Origin of the sequence: Nonomuraea sp. NBC_00507 (genome assembly GCF_036013525.1) — a bacterium.
In the GTDB taxonomy this organism is placed as follows: domain Bacteria; phylum Actinomycetota; class Actinomycetes; order Streptosporangiales; family Streptosporangiaceae; genus Nonomuraea.
Genome location: NZ_CP107853.1, coordinates 7,488,639 through 7,506,842, shown reverse-complemented (window position 1 = coordinate 7,506,842; position 18,204 = coordinate 7,488,639). Strand labels below are relative to the sequence as shown.

The following is an 18,204-nucleotide window of genomic DNA, read 5'->3' as shown; positions in this document are numbered from 1 at the left end:
CAAGGGTCAAGTTACAAATAACGAGCCACGGTGTTACATCTGTGCCACCTCGACGTGCCGGTGCCGGTCACGCAGCCGCTGCAGCATCTCGGCGGGGGCGTCGGAGTCGACCACGATGACGTCGAAATCGTCGAGGGGCGCGACCCGGTGCAGGGCCATACGCGCCAGCTTGGAGCCGTCGACGGCCAGGATGCGGCGCGTGCCCGAGCGCAGCATCGCCCGCTTGACCAGGACGATCTCCTGCTCCTGATGGAAGGCGTACTGGTCGGAGATCGCCGAGGTGGAGACCACGACCACGTCGGTGCTCACCGCCTCGGCCGCGTCGACGCAGCCGAGGCCGAGGAAGGAGTCGTGGGTGGCGTGATATTCGCCGCCGAGCGCGATGAGCCGGATGTCGGGAGTGCCGGCGAGCAGCCTGATCGCCTCCAGGAAGTTCGTCACCACGGTCAGGGGCGCCATCGCGCTCAACCGCCTGGCCACGGCCAGCGCCGTGGTGGAGTCGTCCAGCATGACGGAGCTGCCCGGCTCGATCATGCCCGCCACCACCTGCGCGATCGCGTCCTTCGCCGCGGTGTGCGCCTGGAGGCGGTAGGCGATGTTGCTCTCCCAGATGTTGGACGCCTGAGCGGTGGCGCCGCCACGGACCTTGCGCACCATCCCCTGGCGCTCCAGCTCGTCGAGGTCGCGGTGGACGGTCATCACACTCACGGCGAAACCCTCCGCGAGCTCCGTCACCGTCGCCGAGCCCTGCCGCACGATCAGCTCCGCCATGCCCCGCCACCGCGCGGACCTGCTTGAGGTGTGCTGCCGCGAATTCACCTGAGCTCCCACCCTCGCCTGGACGGTCGCGAATCCTACCCTTGACACTCCGCTTGGGCGACTCATACTCTCCCCCCATCCATCGATTTAACAGAACTTGTTGTTAATTTAACAATCCGTCGCCTGGCATGCTCGGAACGCTGTCGCATGACCGTGATTAAAACGTTCGCATCGGCCTGGGCAGGTGGGAGGGCCGCCGCCGTCCGCCTGCCCGGCGGGCAGACCCGCCGGGTGCCTCGGGGGACCGCTTCTTCCGCACGACCGAGGAGTCATGACATGACCGACCTGCTGCGCGACGCCCGCGTGAGCCGCGGCCAGTTCTTCCGCATGATGGGCGGCCTGGCGGTCGCGGCGGCCGCCACCGCGTGCTCCACCAAGCCGGAGACCACCGCCACGACCGGCGGCGGGGCCGCGGCGACGGAACTGAAGTTCATCGGCGTGGCCGATCAGAAGTCCGCCATGGACGAGCTGCTGGCCGCCTACCAGAAGGTCAAGCCCGCGGTGCGGGTCACCGCCTCCTACGCCCCCACCGACCAGGTGCAGACCTCGGTGCGCACCCAGCTCGGCGCGGGCAACGCGCCCGATCTGCACGTGGTCTACCCGGGCAACGGCAGCGCGATGTCGATGACCCAGATCGCCGAGGCCGGGCTGCTGGCGGACCTGTCGGCCCAGCCGTGGACCCAGACGATCCCCGCAGGGTTCAAACCGGCCTTCCAGCTCGGCGGCAAGACCTACATCTTCTCCGCCGGGTCGTCGGTGATCGGCGCGATCTACAACAAGAAGGTCTTCGAGCAGGCGGGCGTGGACGCCCCGCCGACGACGTGGACCGAGTTCCTGGCGGTCTGCGACAAGCTGAAGAAGTCGGGCGTCGCGCCGATCGCGCTCGGCGCGCAGACGCCGTGGGTCACCCAGCTCATCACGTACGCGCTGGTGCCCTCGACGGTCTACGCCAAGGACCCCACGTTCGACGACAAGCAGCTCGCGGGGCAGACCACCTTCGCCGAGTCGGGCTGGCGCCAGGCCATGGAGATGTACCTGGAATTGCAGAAGCGCGGCTTCTTCAACGACAAGCCGAACGGCACCACGTTCGAACAGCAGATCTCCATGGTGGCCACCGGCAAGGCGGGCATGGCCATCCAGGTCTCGGCGGTGCTGCCCGACTTCCGCAAGGCCGCCGCCGCGCCCGATGACCTGTCGATGTTCCCGGTGCCGGGGGCCGACGACGCCGCCTCGGTGTGGATCCCGGCCGGCGTCGTCGTCGGGCTCGGCGCCGCAGCCAAGGGCAAGAACGTCGAGGAGGCGAAGGCGTTCATCGACTTCCTCGGCAAGCAGGAGAACATCAACGCCTGGGCCAAGGCCATCTCCGCGATCCCGCTCACCCAGGACGCCTCGTCCACGATCGATCCGGCCGTGGAGTCGTTCCTGCCGTTCACCAAGGACAGGGCGGTGCCGTTCATGGATCAGCGCTGGCCCAACGCCGAGGTGCAGCCGGTGCACTTCGCGGTCGTCCAGGAGCTGCTCGCGGGCAAGTCCACGATCGACGAGGCGCTGACGAAGATGGACGAGGCCTACCGGAAGTGACCCTGGTGACCGCGACCAAACCAGCCCGCACCCGCCCGGCCGCGGCCGGGCGGCGCTCCCGCCTCACCTCGCCGTCGTGGCTGTTCGCCGCGCCCGCTCTCGTCGTGTACGCGCTGGTGGTGCTCTACCCCGCGGCCGGCGGCATCGTGTACGCCTTCACCGACTGGAGCGGGATCGGCCAGGACATGTCCTTCGTCGGGCTCGCCAACTTCGGCACGCTCCTCGGCGACGAGCAGGCCATGGGCTCGATCGGCAACACGCTGCTGCTCACCGTGGCCATCGTGATCGTGCAGAACGGCGTCGGGCTGCTGCTGGCGCTCGGCGTGCACGCCAAGCTGAAGAGCCGGGCGCTGCTGCGGGTGATCTTCTTCGCCCCCGTGGTCGTCAGCCCCGTGATGGTGGCCTTCCTGTGGAAGTACGTCTACAACCCCGACCCGTCGGCCGGCCTCAACGGGCTGCTCGGCCTGGAGGTCGACTGGCTCGGCGACCCCTCGGTGGCGCTGTGGTCGATCGCGGGCATGGTGGTGTGGCAGTACGCCGGTTATTCCATGGTCATCTTCCTGGCCGGGCTGGAGGGCGTGCCCAAGGAGCTGCACGAGGCGGCGATGATCGACGGCGCCGGCGCCTTCCAGCGCTTCCGCTACGTCACCTGGCCACTGCTCGCGCCCGCCGTGACGATCAACCTGATGCTCTCCACGATCGGCGGGCTCAAGCTGTTCGACCAGGTCTTCGCGGCCACGAACGGCGGCCCCGGCTACGCCACCGAGACGCTGTCCACGGTGCTGTACAAGCAGGCGTTCGTGTTCGGCAAGTTCGGCTACAGCACCGCGATCGCGCTGGTGCTGGGACTGTTCGTGGCGGCCGTCTCGCTGGTGCAGGTCTATCACCTGCGGCGCCGGGAGGTGACCGCGTGAGAAGGACGTTCCTGTTGGAGATCGTCATGATCGCGGTGGCGGTGGCGTTCCTCTTCCCCGTCTACAGCCTGATCTCGTTGTCGCTGAAGGATCCCGCCCAGATCGCGCAGGCTCCGCTGGCCCTGCCCAGCCCGCCCACGCTCGACAATTTCGGCAAGGCCTGGACGGCGGCGGCGCTCGGCCCGTCCCTGGTGAACAGCACGGTGATCACCGTGGTCAGCCTCATCGCGCTGATCGCGCTCGGCTCGTTCGCCGCCTACTTCCTGGCCCGGGTGCAGACCCGGCTCGGCTACGGCCTGTACATCCTGTTCCTGCTCGGCATCGTGCTGCCCTTCCAGCTCGGCATGATCCCGCTCTACCAGCTGGTCACCGACCTCGGGCTGATCGGCACGCACGCCGGGATGATCCTCTTCTACACCGGCATCCAGCTCCCCTTCACCGTCTTCCTCTACACCGGCTTCATCCGCGCGCTGCCCGGCGAGTACGCCAGCGCCGCCCAGATCGACGGCGCCTCGCACCTGACGGCGTTCACCCGGGTGGTCTTCCCGCTGCTGCGGCCGATCACCGGCACCGTGCTGATCCTCAACGCGGTGTTCATCTGGAACGACTTCTTCACCCCGCTGCTGTACCTCGGCGGCTCCGGTTTCGAGACGGTCCCGGTCAGCGTCTTCGCCTTCGTCGGCCAGTACGTCTCCGACCACGGCCTGGTCTTCGCCGGGCTCGTGCTGGGCGCGCTGCCCATCGTGGTGGTGTTCCTGGCGCTGCAGCGCTACGTGATCAAGGGGTTCTCGAGCGGGCTGAAGGGATGAATCTCCAGGATGTGCTCCGCCAGCCGCCCGCCTCGCACTCGCCGGTGGCCATCTGGTGGTGGAGCGGTGAGCCGCTGCGCCGCGACCGGCTGCGCTGGCAGATGGAGCGCCTGGTCGAAGGGGGCGTGCGTAATCTCGTCATCCTCAACCTCGCGCCGTCGGGGCCGCTGTTCGGCTCGGACGCCGACGACCCGCCGTTCCTGTCCGAGGCGTGGTGGAAGCTGCTGGACGGGGTCTGCGGCGACGCCTTCGAGCTGGGCGCCTTCCTGTGGTTCTACGACCAGCTCGGCTTCTCCGGCGCCGACCTGCAGGCCCGCCTCGTCCAGGAGCGTCCGGAGTTCGCCGGGCAGTGGCTGGCGGCCGACGGGTCGGTCTCCAGCCGCGGTTTCGACTACCTGTCCCCCACCGCCTGCGCCGTGCTGCTCGACCGGGTGCACGGGGAGTTCGAGCGCCGCCTCGGGCACTGGTTCGGCCGGGTGATCGCGGGGTCGTTCCAGGACGAGCTCCCGACCCTGCCCACCTGGTCGGCCACGTTCGCCGAGGAGTACGCGGCCAGGCGCGGCAGGCCGTTCTCGATCGGCGACCCCGACTGGGAGGCGTACCAGCTCACCCGCGCCGAGCTGGCCGAGGAGGCGTTCTTCCGGCCGCTTGCGGACTGGCACCGGCGCCACGGCCTGCTCCACGGCTGCGACCAGCAGGATCCGGCCCGGGCCGGCCATCCGGTCGACGGGGTGCGGCTCTACGCCGACTACGCGCGGACCCACCGCTGGTTCAGCGCGCCGGGCTCCGACCACCACGGCGACGCGCGCCTGCACTCCTCCCTCGCCCACCTCTACGGCAGGCCGCGCACCTGGATCGAGGCGTTCCACTCCAGCGGGTGGGGCGGCACGCTGGAGGAGACCTTCGACTGGCTGCTGCCCTGGCTGCGGGCCGGCGCCACCCTGTACAACCCGCATGCCGTCTACTACACCACCAGCCGCGGCTGGTGGGAGTGGGCGCCGCCGTCCACCGACTGGCGTCAGCCGTACTGGCGGCACCACCGGGTCTTCGCCGACGCGGTCACCCGCCTGTGCGCCGCCTTGTCGCTGGGGCGGCACGCCTGCGACGTCGCCGTCCTGCTGCCCGCGACGACCGCGCGGGCGGGCACGCCCGCGGACCGGCCCGCCGAGCCGGATGGCGAGGCGGCGCGCGCCCAGCGCGTCTACCGGGAGATCGTGGGCGACATGGCCTGGTTCGCGGCCGCACCCGGCGCCCTTGACCGGCTCTGTCTCGACGCCGACGTGATCGACGAGGACTCGGTGCGGCGCGCGGACGTGGCCGGCGGGCGGCTGGCCGTCTCCACCGAGGTCTACCGGGCCATCATCCTGCCCGCCGTCACGGCCATCGACGAGGACGTCGCCGCCCGGCTCGACGCGTTCGCCGCGGCAGGGGGGCTGCTGGTCGCCGTGGCCGCGCTGCCGGACTCGCCTCGGCTGCGCGCCCGCTTCGCGAGCGGCGGCGGCGCGGTGTTCGCGCCGTCGAGCGAGCAGCTCGGGCAGGCGCTAGCGGGGCTCGAGCGGCGGGTGGAGGCGCCGGTCCCGCCGCTGGTCCGCGAGATCGGCGGCACCACGGTGGTGTTCCTGACCGCCGCGTTCCCCATGGCCAGCAGGATCGGCGTCGGCCGGCCCGAGGCGCGCGGCGTCGACCTGGGCTGGCTGGATGCCGCCATCGACTTCGACCCCGGCAGGTACGCACGGGAGATGCGGATCACGGTGCGGGGCGTCTCGGGGACGCCGCTGCTGGCGGACCTCTTCGGCGGCGGCGAGCCGAGAGCGCTGCCGTACCGGGCGGACGGCGACGCCGTGGAGGTCGTCGTGCCGTTCGACGGCGGACCGGCCGCACTGCTGATCTTCGACGGCACCGAGGCCGAGCCCGCGCCGCCGCCCCCCGCCTACCGGCACGAGCTCGACCTCGGCGCGGAGTGGGACGTCGAACTCGTGCCCACCCTCGACGACACCTGGTCGGACTTCGGCACCACGAGCGCCACCGTCGAACGCTGGACGCTGCGCACACCCGGCGGCGAGCACGTGCACGCCACCTTCGGCCCGCGGGGCGAGCAGCGGATCGGGGACGGCCCGTGGACGCCCTCGGTGTGGTCGGCGTCGCGCGGGCTGCGTAAAGACCCCGTTCACCGCGACACGCTGGGGCCGAAGGGGCACGTGCCGGCGGAGTTCCTCGCCTTCGGCCGCGTGCGGGCGGGCGAGCGGGCCCGCTTCCGCAGCCTGCTCACCGTGCCCCCCGGTGGCGGATGGCTCGCGGTGGGTGCGGGCGCCGCCAAGACCGTCTGGCTGGACGGTGCCGAGCAGCCGCTCGACGACGCCGGGTACGCCGCCGTCTCCCGTTCGCCCCTCCCACCTGGCGAGCAGGCGCTGGAGCTGCTTCTCGTCCCGGACGAGGAGCTGGACCTGCGCGCCTACGCGTGCCTGGTCGCCGATCCCGCCGACGCCGCCCGGCCGGAGTGGATCGGCGGCTCGCTGCTGGAGACGACCGTGCGCCTCGGGGCGCCGCCGTACGAGGTGCTGCAGGTGGCCTCGACGGCGCCCTGCCGCGTGCTGGTCAACGGCGAGGAGGCGGGCCGGCAGGGCGGCTTCGACCCCTACGCGGACGCCGACATCCCGCGGGTGCGCCGCTACGACGTCTCCGGGCTGCTCCGGCGGGGCGACAACACGATCCGGGTGGTGTCGGACGGCTGGGTGCTGGTGGACGGGCTGGCGGTCTCGGGCCCGCACTGGCCGTCGCGCCCGCAGGTACGGCGCCGCCAGCACGGCGACCCCGCCGCGTTGTACCTGCGCCCCCGGCCGCATCCCCTTCCGGCGGCCGGCTGGCTCGACGGGCATCCATCCGCGCTGCCCGCCGCCTTCGCCGTGCCCGGCGCCCGGCCGGGAACCGAGCGCTTCCTGCTGGATCTGCCGCCCGGAGTGACGGGGATCGAGGTGGACGCGGCATCGGGCGCCACGGTCCGGATCGCCGGCGGCACCGAACTGGAGGTGACGACGGCGCCCGGCGCGCAGTCAGGCGCGGCGCTCGCCGGTCCGGTGCGCTTCACCTGCGGTCCCGGCCGGATGCGGCTCGGGGACTGGGAGGAGCGCGGGCTGGCCGGCTACAGCGGCGGCGTCCGCTACCGCACCACGGTCACCGCCGCGGCCGGGCCCGGCCTCCTCGATCTCGGCAGAGTACGCGGCACCGCGGAGGTGACGGTGAACGGGCGGCCGTGCGGCATCCGGGTGTGCTCGCCCTACACCTTCGACATCCGCCTGGACAGCGGGGACACTACGGTCGAGATCCTCGTGCTCGGCACCCTCGGCCCCTACCTGGACGAGGTCAGCCCGACGCACTTCGTCTTCCCCGGCCAGCGCGTCACCGGCCTGTTCGGCCCCGTACGTCTGCGGTGGGCGGCGGGTGCCTGACCTCGGGTCCGCAGGTCCTGTCAGGCGCTCGGGTTGTCCGGCGGCGCGAGAACATGATCGCCCCGGCCGGCGCCGCCCGCAGCCGCGGGTCCGGCCCCTCCAGGCGCCGGGCGATCCGGTCGATGGCCTCGGCGGTGACGTGCCTGCGCAGCAGTTCGGCGGCCTCCTCGCTGGTCAGGCTGGTGCGCAGGAGCACGGCCATGGGGCTGTCGGGATCGGCGGCCCAGCGATGGAGCATGGCACGCAGGTAGTTGTCCGCCGAGGCGGCCGGATCACCCCCACGGTGAGCGCGTCGACCTCCAGGTCGAAGGCGACGGCCTCGCGGAAGAGCTGCTGCTTGGTGCCGAAGTATTGGATCACCGAGGACTTGTCCACGTGCGCCTCGGCGGCACTGGTCACTGCTGGTCACCTCTCCCGTGCAGGCCGATGCTACCGCCGAGCGCGCCCGGCCCCCGGGCTGTCAGTGGCCGGGCTCGCCGAACGGGAACGCCGACATATCGCCCTCCTGCATCCGCTCGAACGCCTGCCGCATCGACTCGGCGTCGTTCAGATGCGGGAACGGCTCCCCGGCGGGAACGTCCACGCCGAGGAAGGCGCACAGCGGCTCCCACCCCTCCCGCACGTCGAACACCAGCAGGCGCTGCTCGGGAACGCCTTCCTTCACCGCCGCCACGTGCCGCTCGAACACCGCCACGGCCGCGTCCTCGTCCACCATGTCTCCCCCGAAGTGCCAGTCGGAGCCGAAGTAGGCCTGGCCGATCTGGTCCATCGCCGGCCGCATCCGCTCCATGGAGGCGAAGATCTGGCGGACGGCCTCGGGCAGGTCCGCGGGCAGTTCCGCCGACAGGTCCGGGCGGTTCTCACCGGACAGGAGCATCCGCACGCTCGGATACCACTTGTGCGGGTCGCGTACGGTGAGCACGATCTTCGCCTCGGGGAAGGCGTCGGCCAGTTCCCGCCAGTAGTGGCTGGCGGGCCAGTCCTGGGTCGCCTGGTAGCCCGCGAACACCCGGCTCCAGTCTTCGCGCGTCTTCACCTCGCCGGCGGCCACCGACAGCCACCGGTCGACGTGGTCGGGGTGGGTCATCACCTCGGCCATGTGGTAGCAGGGGTCGAACCCCAGCCGTTCCAGCGCGGCCTTCGTCGAGGTGGTGCCGGTGCGCGGAAGACCCGCGCCGATGACCTTGAGCATGTCGACGTCCCCTGTCATGTCCGCTGACCTGTCGCCTTCAGGCTAGGAGGACGGGGGGCGAATTTCAACACTTGTTCAATTCGCGAAAGCGCCCGGGCCGGCCGCGAGGCCGGCCCGGGCGTCATGCTCAGCGAAGGTCGAACCGGTCGAGGTTCATCAACTTGTCCCACGCCGCGACGAAGTCGTTCACGAACTTCTCCTTCGCGTCGTCGCTCGCGTAGACCTCGGCGAGCGCGCGCAGCTCGGAGTTCGACCCGAAGACGAGGTCGGCGCGGGTGCCGGTCCACTTGACCTCGCCCGTGGCGCTGTCGCGACCCTCGAAGGTGTTCGCGTCCTCCGACACCGCCTTCCACGTCGTGCCCAGGTCGAGCAGGTTGACGAAGAAGTCGTTGGTCAGCGACCCGGGGGTCGTGGTGAAGGCGCCGAGCGGCGACTGCTGGTGGTTCGCGCCCAGGACGCGCAGGCCACCGATGAGGACCGTCATCTCGGGGGCGCTCAGGGTCAGCAGGTTCGCCCGGTCGAGCAGCAGGTATTCGGCCGGCAGCCGGTTGCCCTTGCCGAGGTAGTTGCGGAACCCGTCGGCGGCCGGCTCGAGCGGGGCGAACGACTCCACGTCGGTCTGCTCCTGCGAGGCGTCCACGCGACCCGGCGTGAAGGGCACCTGGACGTCGAAGCCGGCGTCCTTGGCGGCCTTCTCGACGGCCGCGCAGCCGGCGAGCACGATCACGTCGGCGAGCGAGACCTGCTTGCCGCCGGTCTGGGCGCCGTTGAAGGCCTTCTGGATGCCCTCCAGGGTGCCCAGCACCGTCGCCAGCCGGTCGGGGTCGTTGACCTCCCACCCGCTCTGCGGCTGGAGGCGGATGCGCGCGCCGTTGGCGCCGCCCCGCTTGTCGCTGCCGCGGAAGGACGAGGCCGACGCCCACGCCGTCGACACGAGCTGGGACACCGGCAGGCCCGAGGCGAGGATCTGCCCCTTGAGGGCGGCGACGTCCTCAGCGTCGATGAGCTCGTGCGTCACCGCGGGGAGGGGGTCCTGCCACAGCAGCGCCTCGGCCGGGACCTCCGGGCCGAGGTAGCGCACGATCGGGCCCATGTCGCGGTGGGTCAGCTTGAACCACGCGCGGGCGAAGGCGTCCGCCAGCTCGTCGGGGTGCTCCAGCCACCGCCGCGTGATCTGCTCGTAGATCGGGTCGAACCGGAGCGAGAGGTCGGTCGTCAGCATCGTCGGGGCCACGCGCTTCGACGGGTCGTGAGCGTCGGGGACGGTGCCCGCCCCGGCGCCGTCCTTCGGCCGCCACTGGTAGGCGCCCGCGGGGCTCTTGAACAGCTCCCACTCATAGCCGTAGAGGATCTCGAGGAAGCTGTTGTCCCACGTGATCGGGGTGTTCGTCCAGATGCCCTCGAGACCGCTGGTGATCGCGTCGGCGCCCTTGCCGGTGCCGAACGTGTTGCTCCAGCCGAGACCCTGCGCCTCGATCGGGGCGGCCTCGGGGTCGGGGCCGACGTGCTCGGCCGGGCCTGCGCCGTGGGTCTTGCCGAAGGTGTGACCGCCCACGATGAGGGCGGCCGTCTCCTCGTCGTTCATCGCCATCCGGTGGAACGTCTCGCGGATGTCGCGGGCCGCGGCGATCGGGTCCGGGTTGCCGTTGGGGCCCTCCGGGTTGACGTAGATGAGGCCCATCTGAACGGCGCCGAGCGGGTTTTCCAGCTCACGGTCGCCGGTGTAGCGCTCGTCGCCGAGCCAGGTGGTCTCGGGACCCCAGTAGACGTCCTCGTCGGGCTCCCAGACGTCCGCGCGGCCGCCGGCGAAACCGAAGGTCTTGAAGCCCATCGACTCCAGGGCGACGTTGCCGGTGAGGATCATGAGGTCGGCCCAGGAGATCTTCTGGCCGTACTTCTTCTTGACCGGCCACAGCAGGCGGCGGGCCTTGTCGAGGTTGCCGTTGTCCGGCCAGCTGTTGAGGGGCGCGAAGCGCTGCTGGCCGGCCCCGGCGCCGCCGCGGCCGTCGCTGATCCGGTAGGTGCCGGCGCTGTGCCACGCCATCCGGATCATGAACGGGCCGTAGTGGCCGAAGTCGGCCGGCCACCAGTCCTGCGAGGTCGTCAGCACCTCCAGGATGTCCTGCTTGACGGCGGCGAGGTCGAGGCTCTTGAACGCCTCGGCGTAGTCGAACTCCTCGCCGAGGGGGTTGGCCACGGCGGGGTTCTTGGCGAGGATCTTCAGGTTGAGCCGTTCCGGCCACCACTGGCGGTTTCCGCCACCCTGAGTCGGGTGCGGGGCGCGCGTGTGCGCGACCGGGCAGCCGCCTTCGCCCTCAGTCTTCGCGTCTGTGACGATTGCATCAGGGTTCTCAGCCATGGGAATCCTTCCGGACTATGCGATATCGGTGCTCAGGAGATTGCGGGCGCTGGAACAGTCGGAGCACAGGCCCCAGTAGATGACCTCGGCCTCGTCGATCACGAAACCTTGGTCGTTGGACGCCGTCAGGCAGGGCGCCTCGCCGACCGCGCAGTCGACGTCGGCGACGACACCGCACGACCGGCACACGGCGTGGTGGTGGTTGTCGCCGACGCGTCCCTCGAACCGGGCCGGGCTGCCCTGCGGTTCGATGCGGCGCAGGAGTCCCGCCGCGGTGAGTGCGTGGAGGGCCTCGTACACGGCTTGGAGGGAGACGTGGCCTACGCGATCGCGCACCCCGGAGGCGATCGCCTCGACGTCGAGGTGGTCACCCTGCCGGACGGTGTCGAGCAGCGCGACGCGGGCGGCCGTCACCCGCAGGCCTGCCCCGCGCAACTCCTCGGCGGCGGTCGGGGTCTGGGGTGCGGTCATGGGTCAAACCTATCTGCATAAACGCGAATAGTTCAAGACAACGAACAGTACAAGTTTAGTAAGCGTCCGTGACACACGGCCGCGCGGTCGGCGCGTTCCAGATGTGAACGCGTCCGTCGGAGCCCGCGGCGGCCGGCGCCCTGCCGTCCGGGCTGGAGGCGACCGCATGGACCGAGCCGGCGTGGCCGGTCAGCGTGGCGAGGTCGGCGAACCGGCGGTGCTTTCCCGTGCTCCCACGTGCGAGTCGAGCGATGGTCTGTGTGCGCTCTGTAGCTATACTCTGTACTAATTCCCCCATCTTGACCCTGGTGACGACCCTGGCGACGTGGTGAAGGGCAGGGGATGGGGATGGGCGACGACCAGCATGCGCCCGGTCCGCGGTTCACGGGGGCGGGCCGGATCTGGGAGGAGCGGCAACGGCTGCTGTCCGAGGTGGGTGACGATCTATGGGGGATCGAGCTCCTGCGGTTCGCGATCCAGCAGGCGGTGGCCGATCTTGCCGGACTGGGCGGCATGGTGCACCTGGGCCGTCCCGGCCTCGGCGGCGGGCTGCGCCTGGTGGTGACCAGCGGCCTGCCTCCGGCCTTCGCCCAGGAATGGGAGCGCATTGACGGAAGCGGCCCGCTCGCCCCGGCACGCGCGTTCCGGGACAGTGCGTTCGTCTGGGCGCCCTTGGCGAACCTCGTCCCTGGCATGCGCGAACCTGACGCGACGGCGGGCGAGTCCCGGGCGTGGCCGGCCGGTACGGCGATGGCGGCGGTCCCGCTGCTCGGCCCGGGCCGGCCGGTCGGCACGTTGTCGGTCGTGACGCTCTCCTCGCAGGAGCCGTCGGCCGGGCAACGAGCCTTTCTCGACATGCTGGGCCGATGGGCCGGCGAACGCCTGAGCAAGCCCTCCGGACCTCCGCCTGCTTCGAGCCTCCCGGGGAGCCAGGAACAGCCCCCTGGCTCGCATCTCCCGCAGGAGCTGCCGGCGGTCGGCAGCTGGGACTGGGACATCCGGACCGGTGACGTCGTCTGGAACGACGCGACGCTCACCGCGTTCGGCATCGCTCCGGACACCTTCGACAGCCGGATCGAGACCTGGTTGGGCGCCGTCCACCCCGACGATCTGCCGTGGGTGCTGGCCGACATCGACGAGGCGATCCGCCTGGGACGGATGTACAGCACCGAATATCGGGTGTGCCGCCCGGACGGGACGACCGGCTGGGTACGGGTCCGCGGCCGATTGGTCGTCGATGAGAACGGTGAACCGGCACGCATGGCCGGCACCCTGTGGGACGTCACCCGGACACACGAGGCACTGGGGACGGTCACCGGTCCGCAGGCGCACAACGCCGAGCGCGCGGCCACCGAGCGGGCCTCCCGCATCAGCCAGTTGACCAGGGCGCTGGCCGAGGCGGTCACGGTGCAGGACGTGGTGGACGCCACCGCCGATCACATCCTGCCGTCGTTCGGCGCCGCCGGACTGATGCTCGCCTTCCGGGAGGGCGACCACCTGCGGCCGGTCGGGTTCACCGGGTACTCCGCGGAGTTCATCGAGCGGATCTCCCGGATACCGGCCGGCTCGGGACTCCCGATCGCGGAGGTTCTGCGTCAGCGTAGCCCGCAGTTCATCACCTCGGTCGAGGAGTACATCGAGCGCTACCCGAAGACGGCCGGCCTGCCCGCGGAGGGAGGCAAGAAGGCGTGGGCCTTCCTGCCGCTGATCGCCTCGGGACGCCCGGTGGGCAGCTGTGTCGTCTCCTTCGCCGAGCCGCGCCTGTTCACCGGCGAGGAGCGCAACCTGCTCACCGCGCTCAGCGGGCTGGTCGCCCAGGCCATGGAACGGGCCCGCCTGTACGACAGGGAGCACACGCGCGCCAAGGAACTGCAGCGCGGCCTGCTCCCGCGCGAGCTGCCGCCGCTGCCCGCGGTCACCGCCGCGGCCCGCTACCTACCCGCCGGCACGGAAATGGAGGTGGGCGGCGACTGGTACGACGTCATCCCGCTGTCGGCGGACCGGGTCGCCATCGTCATCGGCGACGTCATGGGGCACGGCGTGTCGGAGGCGGTCACCATGGGCCGCCTGCGCACCGCCGTCCGTACCCTCGCCGACCTCGAACTGCCTCCCGACGACCTGCTCACCCACCTCAACGACCTGGTCAGCGACCTTGGCGACGACTTCTACGCCACCTGCCTGTACCTGGTCTACGACCCCACCACCCGCGGCTGCGTCCTCACCCGCGCCGGCCACCCCCCGCCCGCCGTCGTCCACCCGGACGGCAGCGTGCACTTCCCCGACGCCGACCCGAACTCGCCCCTCGGCGCCGCCACCCCGCCCTTCGACACCGTGGAGCTGGACCTGCCCGACGGCAGTCTGCTGGTGCTGTACACCGACGGCCTGGTCGAATCCTCCACTCTCGACATCGACCAGGGCATGGCTCATCTCGCCAAGGCCCTCACCAGCGCCGTCCGCGAGGCGCTGCCCGGGACGGCGTGCCCGCACCGCGATCATGCCGCCGCTCCGGCCGTGACGGGGCTTCGCTGTGCCGCATGCCTCGAAGCCCTGTGCGACAGGCTCACCACCACCCTGCTGCCCACGGACGGGACCAACGACGACGCCGCCCTGCTGATCGCGCGCACCCACGCCCTGCCGGGCGACGACATGGCCTCCTGGCCGCTGCCCGAGCACCCCAAGGCCGCGCGCCAGGCCCGCGAACACGTCCGGGCCCAGCTCAGCGCCTGGAACCTGGACGCCCTGTCGACGACCACGGAGCTGCTGGCCAGCGAGCTGGTCGGCAACGTCGTCCGGCACGCCAAGGGCCCCATCCAGCTTCGCCTGCTGCGCAGCGACGTCCTCACCTGCGAGGTCTCCGACGGCAGCCTCACCACCCCCCGCATCCGCCGCGCCGCCGAAACCGACGAGGGCGGACGGGGACTCCAGCTGGTGTCCGCCATCTCCCACCGCTGGGGCACCCGCTACACCGCCACCGGCAAATGCATCTGGACCGAACAGCCTCTGAAGGCCACCGCGCCCGCCCTGCTCACCGAGCACAGCGACCTGGACCTCTACGACCCGCTTGACGATTAGCGGCCCATGACGGTCCTCCGGCGATGGGTGCGCCGTTCCGCACGGAGAGTACACATCTGGGGACGAACGGCATTTACGGCGGTCTTAGGTGGCTTGATGCACGGTTATCGCATTGCATACCTATCGGGGAGGAACACCATGAGCTCTGAGCCGGACGGATTCAGCACCGCGGAAACCCTGGGGAACGAGCCGCCCAGGCGCCGCTTCCCCCGTTCCCTGCTGCTCGCCGGCACCACCGCGGTCGTCCTCGTCGCGGGCGCCGGCGTCGCCGCCGCGGCGGCCTTCTCGCCGTCGCCCTCGCCGACACCCACGGCCACTGGCACTGCCGCACCGTCGGCGAGCCCGTCCGGTACGCCGTCCGACCAGGCACCGGGACGCGAGCGGGGCTGGGGCCGCAAGATGGGCTTCGGCGGTATGCCCCTTCACGGCGAGTACGTCGTGAAGGACGGCACGGGCGCATACGTGACCGTCGCCTCCCAGTTCGGCGACGTCACGGCCGTCGACCAGGACTCGATCACGGTCAAGAGCGAGGACGGGTACACCAAGGAGTACGTGGTCAACGCAGACACCCGGATCAACCGCGGCAGCGAGGGCATCGACGCGGTGACGACCGGGGAGAAGGTCATGGTCACCGCCAAGGTGGACGGCGCCACGGCCACGGCCGTCGCCATCCATGAGGCGGCCTTGCGCGACGGGCAGGGCTGGCGCGGCAAGGGCGGCCGCTGGCACGGCGACCACCGGCCCGGCCAGCCGCCGACCTCCTCCCCCTCGCCGAGCTCCTCGCCGAGCTCCTCTCCGAGTTCCTCGCCCACGACGACCTCCTGATCGCTGAGCGTCACGCGTCACACCAGGAAGATCAACTCGAGCCCGATCAGCACGTCGAGCACGCCGCACCACTCGGCGTAGGAGCGGGCCACCACCGTGCCACGGCGCAGGTGCACGAAGTCCCATACGCCGTGCAGCAACCATCCCGCCGCCACCACGTAACGGCCTGCCTCCGGCTCGACGACCAGCCCGGCCAGCGCCAGTGCGCCGAACCCGATCATGCCGATCGCCTGGAGCCTGAATTCGCCGGGCTGGCGCAGATGCCCGTCGATCGCGCCCCAGACCAGCACGAGCAGCGCCAGGGCGAGCAGGACCGTGGAGGGCGCGATCAGATCCAGCAGCCGCGCCCCGACGATGATCACCATGCCCACGCCCAGCAGCGGCCACGACAGCTCGGGCCTGCGCAGCTTGGCGACGACGAGATACAGCAGCGGCAGGGCGGGCAGGGCCTGCGCGAGGTTCTCCACCTCCTCGCTCAGGCCGCTGCCGCTGCTCAACGACAGGAACGTCAGCCCGATGGCGACCGCGGTCGGCCAGCGGCCCTTGAGTACGCCGATCCAGCGCCTGGGGGTGGGATCGGTGGTGGCGGCTTCCATGGAAGGCCTCCTTGATACGGGGGTGAGGTATGGACGACCTCCAGGCTCGCCGACGCGTGCACCCCTTCGGTAGCGCCGAAACCGCACGTCCACGCGTGGACGTGTCACACGATCGCGTGACATTTGTCATCAGCGGGTCGGGGTACGGCGGCGGCGGGCCTGCGCGGTGGATTGCTGCGACAATGGCCCCGTGCGTGACCTGCCGGTCGATCCCGGGACAGGGCTGACCAACTTCCGGCGCTACACGTGGTGGAGTCTCTTCGGCGTCACCGCGTTCTTCCTGGTCTTCAGCGTCAGGAGCCGGATCACGGACCCGACGGTGCCGGTCGCGGCCCGGCTCGCCGCCGTGGGCGCCCTGACGGTCGCATTGCCGGCCATCGCGGTGTCGATCAGCCGCCGCCTCCCCCGGGCCGACCTCGACCCGGGCGGCGCGGACCCGGCCGGGCGGCCGCCGGTGCGGTGGCTGGTGGCCGGGGGCGCGGGCGCGGTGGTGCTGGGCGGGATCCTGCTCGCCCTGCGGGACTACGGGCTGTGGTCGTTCGGCCCGGCGATGATGGTCTCCATCGTCGCGATGTTCCTGCCGGCTCGGCGCCGGTGGCTGCTGATCGCCACGGCGGCGGCGGTCGCGGCGGTCCTCGGCGGGGTCACGGCCGCGGTCTCGGAGCACGCGGTCGTGTTCGCGGCGGCGTTCCCGGCCGGGCTGGTCGTCTTCACCGGCTGGGTCATGCTCGGCATGTTGTGGGCGTGGGACGTCGCGGAGCGGCTGAACGCGGCCCGCCGGTTGTCGGCGGAGCTGGCGGTCAAGGACGAGCGGCTGCGCTTCGCCGCCGACCTGCACGACATCCAAGGCCACCACCTGCAGGTGATCGCGCTCAAGAGCGAGCTGGCGGCCCGGCTGGCGCCGGCCGACCCGGCCCGGGCGGCCGAGGAGATGACGCAGGTGCGGCGGCTGGCGACGGACGCGCTGCGGGACACCCGCGCCGTCGTCCAGGGTTACCGCCGGGTCACGCTGGAGGAGGAGATCGCGAACGCGACCGGAGTGCTCGCCGCGGCCGGCATCGACGCCCGGATGGAGCTCGACCCCGCCGCCGCCTCTCACCCCCTTCCCGAGCCGAGCAGGCATCTGCTGGGCCTGGTGATGCGGGAGGCCACCACCAACGTGCTGCGCCACAGCCGTGCCCGGCACGCGGAGATCGCCTACCGGATCACCGGCGGCCTGGCCTGCCTCCGGATCGGCAACGACGGCGCGCCCGGTCCGGGCACCAGCCCCGGTCCGGGCATCGGCGGCGGGGCCAGGGCCGGCGTCGATGGAGACGCCGGTCCTGGTCTGGGCACCGGCCTCCCTACCCTCGCTGAGCGGCTGCGGGCCGCGGGCGGCGAGCTGACCTGGCGGCATGACGGCGACGACTTCGTCGTGACCGCCACCCTGCCGGTGGGGGCACGATGATCCGGCTGCTGATCGCCGACGACGAGGACCTGATCAGGGGCGCCCTGGCGGCGCTGCTGGAGCTGGAGGAGGACCTGACCGTGGCCGCTGAGGCGGCCACCTCCACCGACGCCGTGCGCCTGGCCCGCGCGCACCAGCCCGACATCGCCGTGCTGGACCTGGAGATGCCGCCCGCCGACGGCCTGCGGGCCGCCGAGGAGATCAGGGCGGAGTCCCCCATCAAGATCATCCTGGTCACGCGGCACGCCCGGCCGGGAGTGTTGCGCCGCGCGCTGGCGGCGGGGGTGAGCGGGTTCGTGCCCAAGACCACACCTGCCACCAGGCTCGCGGAGATCATCCGTGACGTCGCGGCCGGACGACGGTACGTCGATCCCGACATCGCCGCCTCCGCGCTGACCGAGGACGACTGCCCGCTCAGCGACCGGGAGCTGGAGGTGCTGCGGGCCTCACGGACGGGCGCCTCGGTCAGGGAGATCGCCGCCCAGGTCCATCTGGCGCCGGGCACGGTACGCAACTACCTGTCGGCGGCCATGGCCAAGCTCGGCGTCAGCTCCCGCCACGCGGCCGCCCACCGGGCCTGGGAGGAAGGCTGGATCTGATGATCATTCGGCGGACCTTTCGGGGACGTGGGCGAGCTTGTCAGCTTGTCGGGATTGCTGACGGTTTGACGTGC

General features: G+C 71.4%; 16 protein-coding genes. 8 read left to right on the top strand and 8 right to left on the bottom strand.

Going from position 1 to position 18,204, the window contains the following annotated elements; all coding sequences use genetic code 11:
• Positions 1-33 precede the first annotated feature (33 nt).
• Entirely contained in the window at positions 34-771 is a 738-nt protein-coding gene (locus OHA25_RS35970) for a DeoR/GlpR family DNA-binding transcription regulator (RefSeq protein ID WP_327581365.1), read from the bottom strand.
• A 324-nt stretch (positions 772-1,095) separates the two neighbouring features.
• On the opposite strand from OHA25_RS35970, the gene OHA25_RS35965 reads away from it, so the two are divergent.
• From OHA25_RS35965 to OHA25_RS35950, 4 genes are read left to right on the top strand one after another with little or no spacing between them, the layout of a single operon-like run.
• Positions 1,096-2,400, top strand: coding sequence for an extracellular solute-binding protein (locus tag OHA25_RS35965; RefSeq protein ID WP_327581364.1), 1,305 nt, complete (start codon positions 1,096-1,098; stop codon positions 2,398-2,400).
• A 5-nt stretch (positions 2,401-2,405) separates the two neighbouring features.
• Entirely contained in the window at positions 2,406-3,314 is a 909-nt protein-coding gene (locus tag OHA25_RS35960) for a carbohydrate ABC transporter permease (RefSeq protein WP_305916939.1), read from the top strand.
• The gene (locus tag OHA25_RS35955) at positions 3,311-4,123 is read left to right on the top strand and encodes a carbohydrate ABC transporter permease (protein WP_327581363.1); all 813 of its coding nucleotides are present in this window, start codon (positions 3,311-3,313) and stop codon (positions 4,121-4,123) included. The genes OHA25_RS35960 and OHA25_RS35955 overlap by 4 nt, the downstream gene beginning before the upstream one ends.
• Positions 4,120-7,569 (top strand): hypothetical protein, encoded by a 3,450-nt coding sequence (locus OHA25_RS35950; protein ID WP_327581362.1) that lies wholly within the window; start codon positions 4,120-4,122, stop codon positions 7,567-7,569. Before OHA25_RS35955 ends, OHA25_RS35950 begins: the two co-directional genes overlap by 4 nt.
• On the opposite strand, the gene OHA25_RS35945 is transcribed toward OHA25_RS35950, so the two are convergent.
• The 6 genes from OHA25_RS35945 to OHA25_RS61550 form a co-directional block, all read right to left on the bottom strand.
• Complete coding sequence (locus tag OHA25_RS35945; protein WP_327581361.1) at positions 7,520-7,807, bottom strand: TetR/AcrR family transcriptional regulator; 288 nt, start codon at positions 7,805-7,807, stop codon at positions 7,520-7,522. The two genes, OHA25_RS35950 and OHA25_RS35945, sit on opposite strands and share 50 nt — an antisense overlap.
• Entirely contained in the window at positions 7,744-7,968 is a 225-nt protein-coding gene (locus OHA25_RS35940) for a hypothetical protein (protein ID WP_327581360.1), read from the bottom strand. Before OHA25_RS35940 ends, OHA25_RS35945 begins: the two co-directional genes overlap by 64 nt.
• 61 nt (positions 7,969-8,029) lie before the next feature.
• Positions 8,030-8,779, bottom strand: coding sequence for a sulfotransferase family protein (locus tag OHA25_RS35935; RefSeq protein WP_327581359.1), 750 nt, complete (start codon positions 8,777-8,779; stop codon positions 8,030-8,032).
• Positions 8,780-8,888: 109 nt separating this feature from the next.
• Positions 8,889-11,120, bottom strand: a complete 2,232-nt coding sequence (gene katG / locus OHA25_RS35930) for a catalase/peroxidase HPI (RefSeq protein WP_327581358.1) — start codon at positions 11,118-11,120, stop codon at positions 8,889-8,891.
• 15 nt (positions 11,121-11,135) lie between these two features.
• On the bottom strand, positions 11,136-11,591 hold the full coding sequence (locus OHA25_RS35925; RefSeq protein ID WP_327581357.1) for a Fur family transcriptional regulator: 456 nt from the start codon (positions 11,589-11,591) through the stop codon (positions 11,136-11,138).
• Between the two features lie 55 nt (positions 11,592-11,646).
• The gene (locus OHA25_RS61550) at positions 11,647-11,889 is read right to left on the bottom strand and encodes a hypothetical protein (RefSeq protein WP_442941932.1); all 243 of its coding nucleotides are present in this window, start codon (positions 11,887-11,889) and stop codon (positions 11,647-11,649) included.
• Positions 11,890-11,939: 50 nt separating this feature from the next.
• Between OHA25_RS61550 and OHA25_RS35920 the strand changes: the two genes are divergently transcribed.
• Positions 11,940-14,663 (top strand): SpoIIE family protein phosphatase, encoded by a 2,724-nt coding sequence (locus OHA25_RS35920; protein ID WP_327581356.1) that lies wholly within the window; start codon positions 11,940-11,942, stop codon positions 14,661-14,663.
• 138 nt (positions 14,664-14,801) lie between these two features.
• Positions 14,802-15,488: a hypothetical protein gene (locus tag OHA25_RS35915; RefSeq protein ID WP_327581355.1), complete on the top strand. Its 687-nt coding sequence runs from the start codon at positions 14,802-14,804 to the stop codon at positions 15,486-15,488.
• 17 nt (positions 15,489-15,505) lie between these two features.
• Here OHA25_RS35915 and OHA25_RS35910 read toward each other — a convergent pair whose 3' ends face one another.
• Positions 15,506-16,084: a hypothetical protein gene (locus OHA25_RS35910; protein WP_327581354.1), complete on the bottom strand. Its 579-nt coding sequence runs from the start codon at positions 16,082-16,084 to the stop codon at positions 15,506-15,508.
• A gap of 190 nt (positions 16,085-16,274) precedes the next feature.
• Between OHA25_RS35910 and OHA25_RS35905 the strand changes: the two genes are divergently transcribed.
• Positions 16,275-17,531 (top strand): sensor histidine kinase, encoded by a 1,257-nt coding sequence (locus OHA25_RS35905; protein WP_327581353.1) that lies wholly within the window; start codon positions 16,275-16,277, stop codon positions 17,529-17,531.
• A complete protein-coding gene (locus OHA25_RS35900; RefSeq protein WP_327581352.1) occupies positions 17,528-18,130 on the top strand; it encodes a response regulator transcription factor in 603 nt (200 codons plus the stop codon). Before OHA25_RS35905 ends, OHA25_RS35900 begins: the two co-directional genes overlap by 4 nt.
• Positions 18,131-18,204: the final 74 nt, after the last annotated feature.